This window comes from Sphingomonas adhaesiva, assembly GCF_002374855.1.
In the GTDB taxonomy this organism is placed as follows: Bacteria; Pseudomonadota; Alphaproteobacteria; order Sphingomonadales; family Sphingomonadaceae; genus Sphingomonas; species Sphingomonas adhaesiva.
This window is the reverse complement of the sequence record NZ_NWVC01000001.1, coordinates 297,206-312,707: the sequence shown is the minus strand read 5'-3', so window position 1 is coordinate 312,707 and position 15,502 is coordinate 297,206. Positions and strand designations below refer to the sequence as shown.

At 70.5% G+C, this 15,502-nt stretch carries 16 protein-coding genes; 4 read left to right on the top strand and 12 right to left on the bottom strand.

All coding sequences use genetic code 11. The features are described from left to right. The first annotated feature begins 2 nt into the window (after positions 1–2). Entirely contained in the window at positions 3–485 is a 483-nt protein-coding gene (locus COA07_RS01560) for an Lrp/AsnC family transcriptional regulator (protein WP_066711690.1), read from the top strand. Positions 486–489: 4 nt separating this feature from the next. Here the strand turns inward: COA07_RS01560 and COA07_RS01555 are convergent, their stop codons facing one another. Next, on the bottom strand, positions 490–1,245 hold the full coding sequence (locus COA07_RS01555) for an SDR family NAD(P)-dependent oxidoreductase (RefSeq protein WP_066711691.1): 756 nt from the start codon (positions 1,243–1,245) through the stop codon (positions 490–492). 112 nt (positions 1,246–1,357) lie between these two features. Then, entirely contained in the window at positions 1,358–1,687 is a 330-nt protein-coding gene (locus tag COA07_RS01550) for an SWIB/MDM2 domain-containing protein (protein WP_066711692.1), read from the bottom strand. Positions 1,688–1,890: 203 nt separating this feature from the next. Here COA07_RS01550 and COA07_RS01545 point away from each other — a divergent pair, with 203 nt between their 5' ends. Beyond that, positions 1,891–3,600 carry a LysM peptidoglycan-binding domain-containing protein gene (locus COA07_RS01545; RefSeq protein WP_096640364.1) on the top strand — a complete coding sequence of 570 codons (1,710 nt, stop codon included), beginning with the start codon at positions 1,891–1,893 and terminating at the stop codon, positions 3,598–3,600. A 43-nt stretch (positions 3,601–3,643) separates the two neighbouring features. Further along, the gene (locus COA07_RS01540) at positions 3,644–4,552 is read left to right on the top strand and encodes a hypothetical protein (protein ID WP_096640362.1); all 909 of its coding nucleotides are present in this window, start codon (positions 3,644–3,646) and stop codon (positions 4,550–4,552) included. Between the two features lies 1 nt (position 4,553). On the opposite strand, the gene COA07_RS01535 is transcribed toward COA07_RS01540, so the two are convergent. Next, on the bottom strand, positions 4,554–5,906 hold the full coding sequence (locus COA07_RS01535; RefSeq protein WP_245841947.1) for a sensor histidine kinase: 1,353 nt from the start codon (positions 5,904–5,906) through the stop codon (positions 4,554–4,556). Then, the gene (locus COA07_RS01530; RefSeq protein ID WP_066713832.1) at positions 5,888–6,556 is read right to left on the bottom strand and encodes a response regulator transcription factor; all 669 of its coding nucleotides are present in this window, start codon (positions 6,554–6,556) and stop codon (positions 5,888–5,890) included. Before COA07_RS01530 ends, COA07_RS01535 begins: the two co-directional genes overlap by 19 nt. 378 nt (positions 6,557–6,934) lie before the next feature. Between COA07_RS01530 and COA07_RS18670 the strand changes: the two genes are divergently transcribed. Then, entirely contained in the window at positions 6,935–7,588 is a 654-nt protein-coding gene (locus COA07_RS18670) for a hypothetical protein (protein WP_169924217.1), read from the top strand. Positions 7,589–7,717: 129 nt separating this feature from the next. On the opposite strand, the gene COA07_RS01520 is transcribed toward COA07_RS18670, so the two are convergent. From COA07_RS01520 to COA07_RS01485, 8 genes are all read right to left on the bottom strand, one after another. Next, positions 7,718–8,041, bottom strand: a complete 324-nt coding sequence (locus COA07_RS01520) for a PilZ domain-containing protein (RefSeq protein WP_066709119.1) — start codon at positions 8,039–8,041, stop codon at positions 7,718–7,720. Positions 8,042–8,094: 53 nt separating this feature from the next. Beyond that, a complete protein-coding gene (gene rpmE, locus COA07_RS01515; RefSeq protein ID WP_066485170.1) occupies positions 8,095–8,325 on the bottom strand; it encodes a 50S ribosomal protein L31 in 231 nt (76 codons plus the stop codon). Positions 8,326–8,445: 120 nt separating this feature from the next. After that, positions 8,446–8,940: a 3-hydroxyacyl-ACP dehydratase FabZ gene (gene fabZ / locus COA07_RS01510; protein ID WP_255266756.1), complete on the bottom strand. Its 495-nt coding sequence runs from the start codon at positions 8,938–8,940 to the stop codon at positions 8,446–8,448. After that, complete coding sequence (locus COA07_RS01505; RefSeq protein WP_066709117.1) at positions 8,937–9,587, bottom strand: OmpH family outer membrane protein; 651 nt, start codon at positions 9,585–9,587, stop codon at positions 8,937–8,939. The genes fabZ and COA07_RS01505 overlap by 4 nt, the downstream gene beginning before the upstream one ends. After that, complete coding sequence (bamA, locus tag COA07_RS01500) at positions 9,587–12,253, bottom strand: outer membrane protein assembly factor BamA (protein ID WP_083956791.1); 2,667 nt, start codon at positions 12,251–12,253, stop codon at positions 9,587–9,589. The genes COA07_RS01505 and bamA overlap by 1 nt, the downstream gene beginning before the upstream one ends. Positions 12,254–12,374: 121 nt before the next feature. Beyond that, positions 12,375–13,508, bottom strand: coding sequence for an RIP metalloprotease RseP (gene rseP, locus COA07_RS01495; protein ID WP_066709115.1), 1,134 nt, complete (start codon positions 13,506–13,508; stop codon positions 12,375–12,377). Further along, positions 13,505–14,662 carry a 1-deoxy-D-xylulose-5-phosphate reductoisomerase gene (locus COA07_RS01490; RefSeq protein ID WP_066709113.1) on the bottom strand — a complete coding sequence of 386 codons (1,158 nt, stop codon included), beginning with the start codon at positions 14,660–14,662 and terminating at the stop codon, positions 13,505–13,507. The genes rseP and COA07_RS01490 overlap by 4 nt, the downstream gene beginning before the upstream one ends. After that, the gene (locus COA07_RS01485) at positions 14,659–15,492 is read right to left on the bottom strand and encodes a phosphatidate cytidylyltransferase (RefSeq protein ID WP_066709103.1); all 834 of its coding nucleotides are present in this window, start codon (positions 15,490–15,492) and stop codon (positions 14,659–14,661) included. The genes COA07_RS01490 and COA07_RS01485 overlap by 4 nt, the downstream gene beginning before the upstream one ends. Between the last annotated feature and the right edge of the window lie 10 nt (positions 15,493–15,502).

Sequence of the window (15,502 nt, the reverse complement as noted above, 5' to 3'; positions counted from 1 at the left end):
CCATGACGCAGGAATATCCCGCCCTCGACCGGATCGACCGTCGACTCATCGCGCTGCTGCTCGCCAATGCGCGTGCGACGGCCTTCATGCTGGCGGACGCGATCGGGCGATCGGCGAGCGCGGTCGGTCGGCGGCAGCGCGCGCTGGAGGAAGCCGGGGTCATCACCGGATACGAGGCGCGCGTCGACCTGGCGCGGCTGGGCTACCGAACGATCGTCCACATCAAGATGACGCTGGAAAGCCAGCGCAAGGACGTGCTGGAGGCGTTCGAGGCCGCGATCGCCACCAGCCCGTCGGTAGTGCGGTGCGACCTGATGTCGGGGAACGACGATTATCTGGTGACGGTGCGCGCGCGCGACCTGACGCATTTCGCCGCGATCCACCGTGAGGAACTGTCGCGGCTGCCCGGCGTCACCCGGATGGAATCAGGCTTCGTGCTGCGCGAGGTGGTCAGCCCGCGGCTTCCGCTGGCGCTGCTCGACTAGCCGACTACAGCGACTGGCCGTCGTCCACGTCGATCACCGAACCGGTCACCATCGCCGAGGTATCCGACGCGAAATACAGCAGCAGGTCGTCCAGCCCGTCGATCGGCATCAACCGGCGGCGATGGAAGCCGGCGATCTGCGCCCTCCCGCCCTCCGTCTCGAACCAGTCGCCGTTGATGTTGGTGCGGATGTAGCCGGGCTGGATCACGTTGACGTTGATCCCGGCGCGCACCCATTCGCGCGCCAGGTTGCGGCCCAGATGCGCCACCGCCGCCTTCGACGCGGCATAGGCGCTGTCGCCGGTGCCGGTCTCGTGCGCGGTGATCGATCCGATCAGCACGATGCGCCCGCGCCCGGTGTCGCGCGCGCCCGCGGCGATCAGCCGCCGGGCGCCCTCCCGCGCGGTCAGCAGCACGCCGGTCAGGTTGACGTCGATCGTCGCGCGCAGCGCCGCGGTGGCCACGTCGGTGGAGCGGCCGGGGTTGCTTTGCCCGGCATTGGCGATGACGGTGTCGATCGTGCCGAAATGCGCCTCCCCGGCATCGAAGGCCGCCGCGATCGAGGCATCGTCGGTGACGTCCATCGCCACCGCCAGCGCGCGGTCGCCCAGCCGTTCCGCCAGTCGCTGAACCGCGTCCAGCCGCCGCGCGGCGACCACCACATTCGCGCCCGCGGCGACGAACCGCTCCGCGAAATGCGCGCCAAGGCCCGACGACGCGCCGGTCACCAACGCGACGCGCCCGCTCAGATCGAAAGCCATCGTCCCCTCCCCGCTGATATCGGCACGTCCGTTTCACAAAAACGGGGGCGCTTCAATCGCGCGCTGGAGGGATCGGACGGGATCGCGGGCAGCTGGGACCGCCCGCCCCGCGTCAGCCCTTCGGCGCGGTCAGATGTGCGCTGAGATGCTTGTTCATCTCGAACATCGAGACGGATTTCTTGCCGAAGATCTTCTCCAGCTTGGCATCGGCGTTGATCTGGCGCCGGTCCTTGGCGTCCTGCAGATCGTGCTTCTTGATATATTCCCACACCTTGCTGACGACCTCGCTGCGCGGCAGGTCCTTCTTGCCGACGATCTCGGCGAGGTCGGCGGACGGGGTGACGGGGGCGGTGATGCCGCCGCGCGCGCCGCCGGCGGGCTTCGCCTTCTTCGCCGTCGCCTTGGTATCGCCCTTGGCAGTCTTTTCCGGTGATTTCGCCATCGCTGCTCTCCAATCGTTGCCCCGTTCCGATCGAGCAGCGGCGGCGTGACACCGCCGCGACTCCATGGACGCGACCCCTTGCGTACCAACAGCGTGGCGCGACCGCTACCGTAACGGTGGCATAGCCGCCCTAATCGATCCGCTTACAGACGCGGCCGCCTTGTCCGCCCTATCGTCGCGCCGCATTACGGTGGAGTTGATCGATGGTCGGCGTGGAATCGCGGGTGAATGTGGCCGGTACGACGCGCGCGTCGCTGGACGGGGCGAACGCCGCAGCCGGTGCCGCCCCCGGGCCGCTCGATCGGTTGATGGCCGGCGGCCGCGCGCTGTCGCAGTTCCGCGGCGATGCCGGAGTCCATATCGTCAAGGCTGGCGAGACGCTGTCGCAGATCGCAAAGGCGGCGGGCACCGACTGGCAGACGCTGGCGCGGATCAACGGCCTGCCCGACCCCGACCGGCTCAGCGTCGGGCAACGGATCGAACTGCCCGACGCGCCTCGCGTCCATGTGGTGCGCAGTGGCGAGACGCTGTCGGGCATCGCCCGGGGCGCCGGGGTGAGCGTCGCGGCGCTGGCGCAGCGCAACCATATCGCCAACCCGAACATGATCCATCCGGGCCAGCGGCTGTCGATCGCAGGCAGCCCCGCCCCGAGTGCAGGGTCGAGCGCAGGCCCGGTCGTAGCGCCGGCCGCCGCCGCTGCCGGGGCACCGACCCCGGCGGCGGCGGGCGCGACCCTGGCGCCCGGTGCCGCATCGCTGCGCGCGGCGGATATCGCGGCGGCGCGGGCAGCGGGGCATCAGTCGATCGGCAAGTGCTACGCCTGGGTGAAGACGGCGTTGCAGCAGGCCGGTGCGGTGCCCGATTACCTGCCCGGCGTCGCCGCGAAGGACGCCGGCCCGACGCTGGAGGCGCGCGGGTTCGTCAACCTGCTGAACCAGCCGGGCAACGCCATCCGATCGCCCTATGACGCCCCCAAGGGAGCGGTGCTGGTCTATGGCGCGGCCCCCGGCGCGGTCGACAGGAATGCGAAATACGGCCACATCGAAATCCGCACCGGGACGGGCTTTGCCAGCGACTATGCCTCCGCCAATGCGCGCACCGGCAGCGCGGCGAACGGGCTGGAGGGACGCGGGCGGGTGCTAACGGGCGTCTATGTGAAGCCCGATGCGGCCCCCGCCGCCGCCGCGGCTCCGACGGCCGCGGCGGACGGCGCCTATGCCCCCGGTAACCTGCGGCTGGGCGCCAACGATCGCTATCGCGACGCCATCGTGGAAGCCGCGACGCGCACCGGCATGACGCCGCAGACGGTCGCCGCGATCATCGACGCCGAAACGCTGAAGGATGCCAATGGCGTGTGGCGCGACGACGCGGCGGCGGGCACGTCCAGCGCGGTCGGCATGACGCAGTTCCTGAAGGGCACGTGGATCGGCGAGGCGACCCGCGCCGGCGGCATCCTGAATGCCGAGGCGAAGGCGGCGGGCGTGGTCGATGCCAACAACCGCGTCGTCGACGAACCGGGGCTGCTGGCGCTGCGCACCGATGCGCGGCTGTCGATCCTGGCGGGTGCCGATTACGCGCGGCAGAACCTGTCGTCGCTGACGCGCAGCGGGGCGATTCCCGCGGATGCCGACCCGGCGGCGCTCGCCAAATATGGCTATGTCGCGCATCACGAAGGGCTGGGCGGCGCGCGCGGCTTCCTGTCGGGCGACATGCGTTACCTGCGCGATGCCACGTTCGAGGCGAACGTCCCCGCCGCCAGCCGCCAGCGATACCTGGACGCGGCGGGCGGCAGCGAGCCGCTGGCGTATCGCAACTGGCTGTCCGACTATATCGACCGGCGGATCGACGTGACGCGCTTCATGAACGACAGCACCGGCGTCGCGGTGCCGGCGATGCGGTCGCTGCTGCGGTGAGCGGGCTTTGGATGCCGCGCCGCGTGCGCTAGGGGCATCGGCCATGTCGTGGAAGCCCGTCGCCCCCGCCGCGCTGCTGGCGCTCGCCGCCTGTGGCGCTGCCCCCGCCCCCTCTCCCACCCCGACGCCGTCGGTGGCGGCAACGCAGGACGGCACGTTCGCGGCGTGCCGCACGCGCGCCGATGGTGATCCGGCTGCGAGCCAGAGTTGCGCGGACGCCGAGCTGGCGCGGATCGCCCGCACGCTGCCCGGCCATGCGGAGGCCGCCACCCGGCACGCCGCCGCGCTGCGCGCGCTGGGCGACGATGCGATCGCGCGCGGCACCTTCGGCCAGGGGGCGGCGGCGCAGGTCGCGGTCGCCGACGCCGCGGTGCGCCTGTCGCAGCGCCGCGCCGCGTGGCTGGCGGGCGGCGACGCCCCCACCGGGCGCGGCGATCCGGCGCGGCTGGGCGCCGACGCGCGCGCCGCCTGGTCCGCCAGCCGCGCCACCAGCTGCGCCGCCTGGCCGGTCACCGATTGCGCTGCGCGCTACGATGCGCTGCTGGGCGCCTATCAACCCGCTGCGGAGCCGACACCGATGCCCGAACCTGTGACGACCGCCACCGGCCTGCCGCTGCCCGATTGCGCGCAGGTGAAGGCCGCCGGGCTGGTCGGCGGCGCACTGGGCGATGCCTTCTACCGCCGCTATCCGACGTCGCTGGCCGATCCGAAGGGGGTCGATCACGTCGCGCTGGACGCGGCGGCGATCGACAATGTCGTCGGCTATCTGGCGTGCGTCGCGACGCTGACCGATGGCGATCCGACCGTTGCGGACAATGCCGCCGCGCTGTTCGCCAGCCCGCGCCACGGCGCCGCCGCCTTCGCCGCACTGACCGCCCGCGCGCACGCCGACACGCCCGAGGGGAAGGGCGCCGCGCGGTTCCTGCAACAGATGAAGGCGATGGTCGAGTAACCTATCCGGCGGGGCGCGGCAGGACGATCGCCACGCGCAGGCCGCCGCCGGGCGCCTCGCCCAATTCCATCTGCCCGCCGCACAGCGACAACAGTTCGCGCACGATCGCGAGGCCGAAGCCGTCGCCGGACGGCCCCTCGTCCAGCCGGATGCCGGGCGCCATCGCCTGCTCGCGCCGCTCCGCCGCGATGCCCGGGCCATCGTCGGCGACGGTCAGTTCCACCGCGCCGTCGCGCGCCGCCACCGACACCGATACCCGTGCCGCCGCATGACGCGCGGCATTGTCCATGACGTTGCCGACGATCTCCGCCAGATCATGCGCGTCGACCGCGACGACCAGGCCGGCGGGCACATCGACCGCGATCGTCGCATGGCGGTGCAGCGCGCCGATCGCGCCGGCGACATCGGCGACGGTGGCAGACAGGTCGGTCCGCGCGCGGCGCGCGATCGCCGCGGTGCGCGCGCGAGCCAGATGGTGGCGGATCACCCCCTCGATCCGCGCGACCTGCGCGGCGGCGGCGCCGTCCGGCGGCAGGGTCAGCGCCAGCGTGGCGACCGGCGTCTTGAGCGCATGGGCAAGGTTCGCCGCCGATCCGCGCGCCGCGGCCAGCGCCGCCGCGCCGTCCGCCGCCAGCGCGTTGAGCTCCGCCGCCAGCGGGCGCAGTTCGTCGGGCTGATCCTCGTCCACCCGCTCGCGCGTGCCGTGGCGGATCGCCGCGACCTGATCGCGCAGCGCCAGCACCGGGCGCAGCGCCCAGCGCCACTGGACGAACGCCGCAACCGCGAAGATCGCCGCCAGCGCCGCGATCACCGACAGCAGCGGTAGCAGCGCGGCACGGATCGGCTGCGCAATCACCCGCGCCGGCGCGGCGGCGGTCAGCGTCACCGTGCCCGCCGCGCTCTCGATCGTCGCCTGTCGTGCGTGGATCGGCCCCTCGGCATCCACGCCCTGTTGCGGCACCGGCCCACCTTCTGCACGCGGCGGGGGCGCGCCGGGCGGCGGCGGGGGGCCGGGCGGAAGGATCGGCTGCAGCCGCGGGAAGTCCGCCGATCCGACACGCCCGCGCGGGCCGTCGATCCGCCAGCGCCACCCCGGCCCGTCCTCCAGCACCGCCAGCCGCTGGCGCAGCCGGGCGGTGTCGACCGTGCCGTCGTCGCCCACCGCACTGGCCAGCACCGCGAGCTGCGCGTCGAGCCGCTGGTCGACGCCGCGCGTGACGAACCGTTCCAGCGTCCCCGCCATCACCCATGCCGCGCACGCCAGCGCCAGCAGCGTCGCGCCGACCGACAGCGCCAGCATCCGCGCGCGCAGCGAACGGGGCAGCAGGCGGCGCATCACGCCGCCGCCGGGCATGTCAGCCGGTATCCGCGCCCGCGCACGGTTTCGATCATCGTCGCGCCGATCTTCCGCCGCAGCCGGCCGATGATGACCTCCAGGCTGTTCGAATCGACGTCGGCGTCACCTTCGTACACGCGCTCCAGCAGCTCCAGCCGCTCGATCACCACGTCGCGGCGCAGGATCAGTTGCGACAGCACGCGCCATTCGAACGCGGTCAGCTTCAGCGGCAGGCCATCCAGCTCGAACTGCCCCGTCTGGCTGTCGAAGGCGAGCGCGCCGCAGGTGATCCGCGGCTGCGCATGGCCCGCGGCCCGGCGCACCAGCGCGCGCAGGCGGATCATCAGTTCCTCGACGCGGAACGGCTTGGTCAGATAGTCGTCGGCCCCGGCCTTGAACGCGGTCACCTTGTCGGCCCATGCCTCGCGCGCGGTCAGCACCAGCACCGGCAGCGCGCGCCCCGCCGCGCGCCATGCGGTCAGCACGCCCGCCCCGTCCAGCCCCGGCAGGCCGAGGTCGAGCACCGCCGCATCATAGATTTCGGTTTCGCCCAGATGCCGCGCGTCGATGCCGTCGGCGGCGATATCCACCGCGCAATGTTCGGCACGCAACGCGCGCGCGATCGCGTCGGCCAGATCGGGGTCGTCTTCCACCAGCAGGATACGCATCGAAATCGCCTAGGGTCAGGACCCATTACTGGCAACGGTCGTGATCGCCCGTGGAAGCCCGCCGACGAGGAGCGCAGCGCAGCCGCGTAGCCAAGGCTACGCGCCAGCAAGCGACGACGCTCGGCGGGCTTCCACGGGCGACCGCGCAGCGGCGGGCCGGAAAAGGCGCACGGCGGCGTCGCGCGTCGGTCACGATGCAAGAGCATCGCTCCCTCCTTGCTCCTACCCGTGCGCCTTTTCCGGCTCCGTCACGATCATTGCCAGTGATGGGTCCTGACCCTACCTCCGCTGCCTAAACCGAAACTGAACCGCCGGGTTCAGTGCGCGTCGGCACCGCGGGCCTATTCGGTGATTCGTCCGACGTGAAGGAGACGACGAATGATCGATGGAACGAAGCTGGCGGGGCGCGTGCCGCCGCGCACCCGTATGGCGCTGGCCGCCGCGGCACTACTGGCGGCCGGCGCCGCGGGCGGCGCGGGCGCGGTGCAGTTGACCCGCCCCACCGTTGAGATGGCGCCGACCGTCCCCACCGCGATCGCGCGGCTGCCGCAGGCATCGGGGATCGTGACCGTGAAGGGTCGGGTCGCCGAAACCTATGGCAACCAGTTCGTGGTGCAGGACGGCACCGGGCGCGCGCTGGTGGACGCCGGGCGACGCGGCAGCGACGCGGTACGGGTGGGCAGCGTGATGACCGTGCAGGGTCGCTATGACGACGGGCGGCTGCGCGCCTCCTATCTGGTCGATCCGCAGGGCCGCATCGATGCCGTCGGCGCCCCGCCGCCGCCGCCGGGAGCCGGTGCACCCCCGCCCCCGCCGCCCGGAGCAGGCGCACCCCCGCCCCCGCCGCCCGGCGCAGGTGCACCCCCGCCCCCGCCGCCCGGCGCAGGTGCCCCGCCCCCGCCGCCGCCGGGGGGCCCCGGCGCACCGCCGCCTCCGCCGCCCGGCGCGGGCGCGCCGCCGCCTCCCCCGGCGGGGGCGGTGCCCCCCGCTCCTCCGGCGGGCGCCACCCCGCCGCCCGCCGCGCGTCGCTGACGATCGGCCGCGCTTCGGCACCAAAGGAAACGGCGGCGGAAGGCATTCCTTCCGCCGCCGTATCGCGTTGATCGGCCGTCCCCGCCGCGTGTGTCCGATCGCCGTGCGACGTCCCGACGGTAGCGCGGCTCAACCGTGGCCGGCGATGAACCCGTCGAACGTTTCCTGCGTCAGCGGCGCGTGGAACTGGCAGCCCGCGACCAGGTCGTCGGACCACATGATATCCGCGCCCATCGCGCCCAGGCCGGGGATGTTCAGCCAGATCGTCGTATTGGGCGCCATGCTGCTATAGGCATGGAGGCGGCAGCCGTGGAGCGATATGTCCACGACGCGGCACAAGGTGCGCTGCAAGCACCCCTCCCCCAATTGTGCATCGAGGCAAACCGGCGCGCGCGGGCTGCGGCGGCGGTTGGTGGTGGTGCGCTCGGCGAGGGCGAATTCTGCAACGAACATGGCGGCGACCCTACGCCGCCATGCCTAATTCACGGTTAACGTTACCGCGGCGCTTACTTGCGCAGCGTGAGACCGCCACCGAACCGCTTGTTGAAGCGCGCGACCTGGCCGCCCGAATCCAGCACCTGGCCGCGGCCGCCGGTCCATGCCGGGTGCGCCAGGGGGTCGATTTCCAGCGTCATCGTGTCGCCTTCCTTGCCCCAGGTGGAGCGGGTTTCGTACACGGTGCCGTCGGTCATCTGCACCTTGATCATGTGATAGTCGGGGTGGGTATCTTTCTTCACGTCGCGTCACTCCTGATGCGGCTGGTTTCCGACCAGCCAAAAGAGAAGGCGCGCGCCTAGACCAGCGCGCGCCCGATGTCAAAATCTCTCGCCTACCCTTCCGGGCAGGGGCAGGTCGTCTCAGCCCGCCTTGGGCGGATCCGCGATCATCGCGGTGAAGCTCGCCTCGGCCGCGACCTGTCCGTCGATCTTCGCGACGCCGGCGAACTTGCACACGCTGCTGCGCTTCTGAACGAATTCGACCTCCAGGCTCAGCAGCACGCCCGGCTCCACCGGCTTGCGGAACTTGGCGTTCTCGATCGCCATGAAATAGACGAGCTTGCCCGTCCCCGCGAGGCCCAGGCTTTCCACCGCCAGCACGCCGGCGGCCTGCGCCAGCGCCTCGACGATCAGCACGCCCGGCATGATCGGGCGGCCGGGGAAATGCCCCTGGAAGAAGCCTTCGTTGATCGTCACCGCCTTGATGGCGCGGATCGACCGGTCGGGAATGATCTCCTCGACCCGGTCGACCAGCAGCATCGGGTAGCGATGCGGCAGCGCCGCCATCACGCGCGCGATGTCGAACGGCCCGATCGAGCCGTTCGACGCTGCGCCGTCCGTCGCGGTGTCGCTCACCGGCCGGCGGGGGCGCGATTGTTGCTGGCGGCGGGGGCGGCGGCCGGCGCGGCGCCCTGCTGCTGCTGGCCCGGCTGCCAGTTGGCCGGCGGGGTGATGCCGACGGTCGGCACGGTGCGATCCAGTTCGGCAGTGATCGCCGAGGTGATGTCCGCGGCCGGCTGCGCGAACAGCGCGGCGTTCGGGCGCAGCAGCAGGCTGACGTTCTTGGCGCGCACTGCCGCGCTCACCGCGTCGGGCAGCTTGGCGGAGATCTGCTCAAGGGCATAGGCCTGCGCGCGGCTGGCCGGCGCGGTCAGGCGCTGCAGCTCGGCATTGCCGGCCTGTTCCTTTGTCTGGATCGCGGTCGCCTGCGAACGCAGCGACGCCTCGGTCGCGCCGGGGGCGGCGGCGGCCTTCTGATAGGCGTCGACCAGCGGCTGCAGCTCGGTCGAGATCGCCTGGCGACGCGCGTTCGCCTGGTCGATCTGCGCCTTGTAGGTCGTCTGGATCTGGGTGCGGGCGGTCGCCCACGCCTTCGAATTGGCGACCGCCGCTTCGGGATCGGCGACGGCGACGCCGCCGACCTGCGCGGTCGCGCTGGTCGAGACGATCGCGGCCGGCGCGGCGAGCGCGGCGGCGAGGAGAAGGGTCTTGAAGGTCGTCATCAGAACTGTGTCCCTACGTTGAAGGTGACGAGTTTCTTGTCGTCGCCCGGCTGCGTCACCAGCGCCTTGGCGAGATCGATGCGCAGCGGCCCGAACGGCGAATTCCAGTTGACGCCGATGCCGACCGACACGCGCGGCTGCGCCGAATTGCCCAGGAAGGTTTCCTTGAACGGCTGCGACGCGATCAGCGGGCTGTTCGGCACCACGCCGTTACACGCCCCCGACGCATCCGGAATACCGGCGGCGCACGACGTCTGTACCGACAGGCCGCCGGCATTGACATAGGTGAACAGCGGGTTGCCCGCCGTGTCGCGCTGCGGCAGCGGCAGGACGATCGTGTTGCCTGCCGCATCCGTGGTGGTCGGGAAGGTCGCCGTGGGCAGCGGGCGGGTGATGTTGAACAGGCTGCCGACCTGCGCATAGATCGACGGGCGCAGCCCCAGTTCGCGCGCGCCCGCGCCCAGCGGGATCTCCAGCTCCAGCTTGCCCAGGTAATAGGCACGACCGCCCAGCGCGTCGTCGACGATCTGGTCGCGGTCGGTCACCAGCACCTGCTTGCCGCTGGCGTCGTTGGTATAATATTGGCGCAGCACGCGCGGCCCGACGCCGCGGATGTCGAAGCCGCGGAACTGCGGCTCGCCCAGGTAGAAGCGGTCGGTGATGCGGATCTTGTCGATCCCCGGGCCACGCGACGATTCCAGCGAGTGGATATAGCCGCCCTCACCGGTCAGCGACGCGACGAAGCCGCCGCCGATGCCCCAGAACTTCGATCCTTCCAGGCGAGTGCGGATGTAGCGCACGTCGCCGCCCAGCCCGGCGAAATCCTGGCTGAAGGTGAACCGCTGGCCGGCGGTCGGCCGCAGGCGGCTGTTGAGGCTGTCGAAGATCAGCGAGTAGCCGACGCTCGACGTCAGGCGGTTGCCCAGCGCGTCGCACAGGTAATTGCCCGCCTTCAACCGGTCGCACGCGCCGTTGGTGAAGAAGGTCGCCTGGTCCAGCCCCACTTCGTCGTAGGAGAAGGTGTAGCGGCCGGCGAGCTGCCAATATTCGGTCAGTGGCACGCCGGTGCGCACCTGGAAACCGGTCGACACCTGGCTGTACGTCGTGTTGCGGTCGGTGCCGATGAAGTTGAACGCGTTGAAATCGCGGCGGAAGATGTCGACGCCCAGCGCGATGTTGCGATCGAACACGTAAGGCTCGGTAAAGCCCAGCTCGATCGACTTGGAATAGCTGGAATAATTGACGCCGGCGCGCAGCGTCTGGCCCTTCCCGCGGAAATTGTTCTGCGTGATATTGGCCTGGATGATGAACCGTTCGAGGCTGGAGAAGCCCGCCGACAGCTGCAGTTCGCCGGTCGACTTTTCCTCGACGTTCGATTCCAGCACGACGCGGTCGGGGGCGGACCCCGGCGTCTGCTTGATCTCGAACTTGTCCTGGAAATAGCCCAGCGAGTTGATGCGGTCCTGCGACCGCTTCACCTGGAAGCTGTTGAACGCATCGCCCTCCGCCAGACGCACCTCGCGCCGGATCACCTTGTCCTGCGTCTGGGTGTTGCCGGTGATGTCGACGCGCTCGACATAGGTGCGCTGCGCCTGGCCGATGTGGAAGTTGATCGACATGGTCAGCGCGTCGCGGTCGCGCTGGAATTCCGGGCTGACCTCGGTGAAGGCATAGCCGAACAGCCCGGCGGTCTCGCTCAGGTTGTCGACGGTGTCCTCGACCATCTTGGCGTTGTACCAGTCGCCCTTCTTGACCGGCAGCGTCGCCGCCAGCTTCTTCCCGTCGAAGTCGCGGATGTCGCTGTCGACGGTGACGTCGCCGAATTTGTAGCGCGGGCCTTCCTCCACCACATAGGTGATGATGAAGTCCTTGCGGTCCGGCGTCAGCTCGGCGACCGCCGAGGTCACGCGGAAATCGGCATAGCCTTCGGTCAGGTAGAACTGGCGCAGCTTCTGCTGGTCATAGGCCAGCCGGTCCTGATCGTAGGAGGTGCCCGACGACAGGAAGCGGAAGAAGCGCGCTTCCTTCGTCGCCATCTGCGCGCGCAGCTTGCTGTCGCTGAACACCTCGTTGCCCAGGATGTTGATCTGGCGGACCTTCGACTTCGGCCCCTCGGTGATCTCGAACACCACGTCGACGCGGTTCTGGTCCAGGCTGACCATCTTCGGCTCGACGCTGGCGGCGAAGCGACCCTGGCGGCGATACAGCTCGACGATCCGCGCCACGTCCGCGCGGACGGCGGAGCGGGTGAAGATCTGGCGCGGCTTCAGCCGGATCTCCTTGGTGATCTTGTCTTCCTTCAGGCGCTTGTTGCCCTCCAGGATCACGCGGTTGATGATCGGGTTTTCGCGCACGCGGATCACGATGTCGCCGGTGTCGGCGCCCGCGATCGTCACGTCGGCGAACAGATCGCTGGCGTACAGGTCCTTGATCGCCTGATCGAGCGTCTCGTTGGTATACGCCTGCCCCTGCCGCAGCTTGGTGTAGCTGAGCGCGGTTTCCGGCTCGATGCGCTGCGTGCCGTCGACGCGCAGCGACTTGATCGTCTTGATCGCCGCCGGGGCGGCGACGGGGGCCGCCGGGGCGGATGCGGGGGTTGCAGCCCGAGCGGATGCGGGGGCCGGTGCGGTCTGCGCCGCTGCCGCCAGCGGGACGCCGGCCAGCATCGTGCACCCGAGCAAGGTCGCCGAGGCACGCGCCCGCGAAGTCGAAACGTTGAGCACCGTCACCAAAATCCCACCCGAGAGAAACCGCAGAGCGCCGCAGCGTCGCCCTGCCTTACCTTGGTCAACCGATCAAGCAGGCCAGATGCCGCCACAGGCCGAAGTTGCCGAGATCGTTGAACGTCACCAGCAGCATCAGCGCCAGAACCGCCATCAACCCGCCGCGATAGGCCCATTCCATCGTCTGCGGCGCTACCGGCCGCCGCCGCACCGCCTCGATCGCATAGAACAGCAGGTGCCCGCCATCCAGCATCGGCACTGGCAGCAGGTTGATGAACCCCAGATTGATCGAAACCAGCGCGATCAGGAAAACGAACGCCTCCGGCCCCAGCGTGATCTGCTCGCCGGATACCTTCGCGATCGACAGCGGCCCGCCCAGTTCCTTCACCGAACGCCGCCCGCTGACGATCTGGCCGATCGTCTCGACCATCATCTGCACGATCTGCCCGGTGCGCTGCACCGCGATTACCGGTGCCTCCAGCACGCCGACCTGCCGCACCACCGGCGCGGCGGGGCGGATGCCCAGAAGGCCGACGCGGAATTCGTTGCCGAAGCGGTCGCGCTGCACTTGTGTCGCGATCGTCGCGTCGACGTGCATCGGCGCGCCGTCGCGCACATAGTCGACGCGCACCTGCTCCCCGGCGCGGATCTTCACGAACCGCACCATATCCTCGAACGTTTCGACCGGGCGCCCGCCCAGCGCGGTGACGCGGTCGCCCGCGCGCAGGCCGATCTGCTGCGCGACGGTGCCGGGCATCGCCTGCCCCACCACGGCGGGCGTCTGCGCATCGCCGTACGCGAGCGCGAAGCCCGCCAGGATCAGGATCGCGAGCACGAAATTGATCACCGGCCCGGCGGCGACGACGATCGCGCGCTGCCATACCGGCTTTGCCTGGAAGGTCCGGCGACGCTCCTCGACGGGCAGCGCCAGCCAGTCGGCGTCGGGCTGTCCGGCGGGGTTCATATCGCCCGCGAACTTCACATAGCCGCCCAGCGGCAGCCACGCGATCTTCCACCGCGTACCGCGCCGGTCGGTCCAGCCCGCAATCTCGCGCCCGAAACCGATCGAGAAGACGTCCGCCTTGATCCCGAACCAGCGGCCCGCGGCATAATGGCCCAGCTCATGCACGAAGACGAGCGGGCCGATCACCAGCACGAAGGCCAGCAGGGTCAGCAGCAGTCCGGGGGTCTGGATCAAGCCACGCAATCCTTCACGCGCTCACCGGCGAACTCCCGCGCCCGCGCATCGACGTGCAACACCGCGTCGAGCGTGTCCGGCGCGGCCGGATCATAGCGCTGCAACGTATCGTCCACGATTGCGGCGATTTCAAGAAACGCGATGTTACCCGCCAGAAATGCCGCCACCGCCACTTCGTTCGCGGCGTTCAGGATCGCAGGGCGTGCGCCGCCCGCCTCCACCGCCGCGCGCGCCAGCGCCAGCGAGCGGAAGCGCACGGGATCGGGCGCCTCGAAATCCAGCCGGCCCAGCTTCACCAGGTCCAGCGGCTCCATCGGCGTCGCCATCCGGTCCGGCCACGCCAGGCAATGCGCGATCGGCACGCGCATGTCGCTCGGCCCCAGCTGCGCCAGCATCGACCCGTCGACATAATCGACCATGGAATGGATCACCGACTGGCGGTGGATCACGATTTCGATCCGCGCCGGCTCGACCGGGAACAGCACCGCCGCCTCGATCAGTTCCAGCCCCTTATTCATCATCGTGGCGCTGTCGATCGAGATCTTCGCGCCCATCGACCAATTGGGGTGCGCGACCGCCTGCGCCGGGGTGACCGATGCCATCCGGTCGAGCGACCAGTCGCGGAACGGCCCGCCGCTGGCGGTCAGGATGATGCGCCGGACCCGTTCGGGCCGCATCATGTCCAGGCACTGGAAGATCGCATTATGCTCGCTGTCGGCGGGCAGCACCGTCGCGCCATGGTCGCGCGCGGCGGCCATCACGATCGCGCCGGCGGACACCAGCGGCTCCTTGTTGGCCAGCACCACGGTGCCGCCACGCTCGATCGCGGCCAGTACCGGTTTCAGCCCGGCACAGCCGACGATCGCGCCCATCGTCCAGTCGGCGCCCGATCCCGCCGCCTCGCACACCGCCTGCTCGCCGCCCGCCGCGGCGATGCCGGTGCCTGCCAGCGCCTCGCGCAGAGCAGGCAGGCATGCCTCGTCCGCGACCACCGCCATTTCCGCGCGGGTGCGGATCGCGGCAGCAGCCAGCTTGGCGACGTCGCGATGCGCGGTCAGCGCGCGGACGCGGAACCGCTCCGGCTCACGCTCGACCAGGTCCAGCGTGGAGGTGCCGACCGATCCGGTCGCCCCCAGGATCGTCACCGTCCTCATGAGAATATCTGCGGAATGGCGACCAGCATTGCGGCGACCGGCGCGACCGGGACCAGTCCGTCGATCCGGTCCAGCACCCCGCCATGGCCGGGCAGGACATTGCCCGAATCCTTGACGCCCGCGACGCGCTTCAGCCAGCTTTCGTACAGGTCCCCGCCCTGCGCCAGCACCGCCAGCAGCGGCGACATGGCGGCCAGCAGCCCGGGCAGCCCCGCCTGCGCCCACAGCAGCAGCCCCAGCGCGCCGGCGGCGAGCACGCCCCCGCCCAGCCCGGCCCAGGTCTTGTTCGGCGACAGACGCGGCGCCAGCTTCGGCCCGCCGATCGACCGCCCGGCGAAGAACGCGCCGATATCGCACGCCCACACCAGCGCCATCGCCCAGAAGGCATAGAGCAGCCCGTCGTCCTGCCGGCGCAGGAACACCAGCGCCAGCACCGGCAGCCCGCAATAGACGACGCCCAGCGCCAGCCGCGGCAACCGCGTGACGATCGCGATGAAGAACGCGGCACCAGCGAGCAGCCCCAGCGTGAAGAAGTCGTGGGTTTCCAGGATCAGCCACGCCGGCGCCATCGTCGCCAGCGGCACGCTGAGCGCGAATTGCGCCAGCCGCTTGGTCTTGGGCGGCACCTTCTGCAGATCGCCCCATTCGGCCATCATGAACAGCGCGACCACCACCGCCAGCAGCCAGAAGGCGATGTCGCCCAGGACCAGCGCAAGGCTGGCGACCGCGATCATCGCGACGCTGGCGATCATCCTGAGGCGCAGGTTGGACGGCGTGCGCAGCGCCGCATCGGGCGTCGGCGGAAAGGATGACGGCGACGGATCGCTCATGCGCGGTCGC

What these genes read in the sequence shown, in the direction of transcription:
- COA07_RS01560 (WP_066711690.1), top strand. Translation starts at nt 3, where the DNA reads ATGACGCAGGAATATCCCGCCCTCGACCGGATCGACCGTCGACTCATC.
- COA07_RS01555 (WP_066711691.1), bottom strand. Translation starts at nt 1,245, where the DNA reads ATGGCTTTCGATCTGAGCGGGCGCGTCGCGTTGGTGACCGGCGCGTCG.
- COA07_RS01550 (WP_066711692.1), bottom strand. Translation starts at nt 1,687, where the DNA reads ATGGCGAAATCACCGGAAAAGACTGCCAAGGGCGATACCAAGGCGACG.
- COA07_RS01545 (WP_096640364.1), top strand. Translation starts at nt 1,891, where the DNA reads ATGGTCGGCGTGGAATCGCGGGTGAATGTGGCCGGTACGACGCGCGCG.
- COA07_RS01540 (WP_096640362.1), top strand. Translation starts at nt 3,644, where the DNA reads ATGTCGTGGAAGCCCGTCGCCCCCGCCGCGCTGCTGGCGCTCGCCGCC.
- COA07_RS01535 (WP_245841947.1), bottom strand. Translation starts at nt 5,906, where the DNA reads ATGCCCGGCGGCGGCGTGATGCGCCGCCTGCTGCCCCGTTCGCTGCGC.
- COA07_RS01530 (WP_066713832.1), bottom strand. Translation starts at nt 6,556, where the DNA reads ATGCGTATCCTGCTGGTGGAAGACGACCCCGATCTGGCCGACGCGATC.
- COA07_RS18670 (WP_169924217.1), top strand. Translation starts at nt 6,935, where the DNA reads ATGATCGATGGAACGAAGCTGGCGGGGCGCGTGCCGCCGCGCACCCGT.
- COA07_RS01520 (WP_066709119.1), bottom strand. Translation starts at nt 8,041, where the DNA reads ATGTTCGTTGCAGAATTCGCCCTCGCCGAGCGCACCACCACCAACCGC.
- COA07_RS01505 (WP_066709117.1), bottom strand. Translation starts at nt 9,587, where the DNA reads ATGACGACCTTCAAGACCCTTCTCCTCGCCGCCGCGCTCGCCGCGCCG.
- bamA (WP_083956791.1), bottom strand. Translation starts at nt 12,253, where the DNA reads ATGCTGGCCGGCGTCCCGCTGGCGGCAGCGGCGCAGACCGCACCGGCC.
- COA07_RS01490 (WP_066709113.1), bottom strand. Translation starts at nt 14,662, where the DNA reads ATGAGGACGGTGACGATCCTGGGGGCGACCGGATCGGTCGGCACCTCC.
- COA07_RS01485 (WP_066709103.1), bottom strand. Translation starts at nt 15,492, where the DNA reads ATGAGCGATCCGTCGCCGTCATCCTTTCCGCCGACGCCCGATGCGGCG.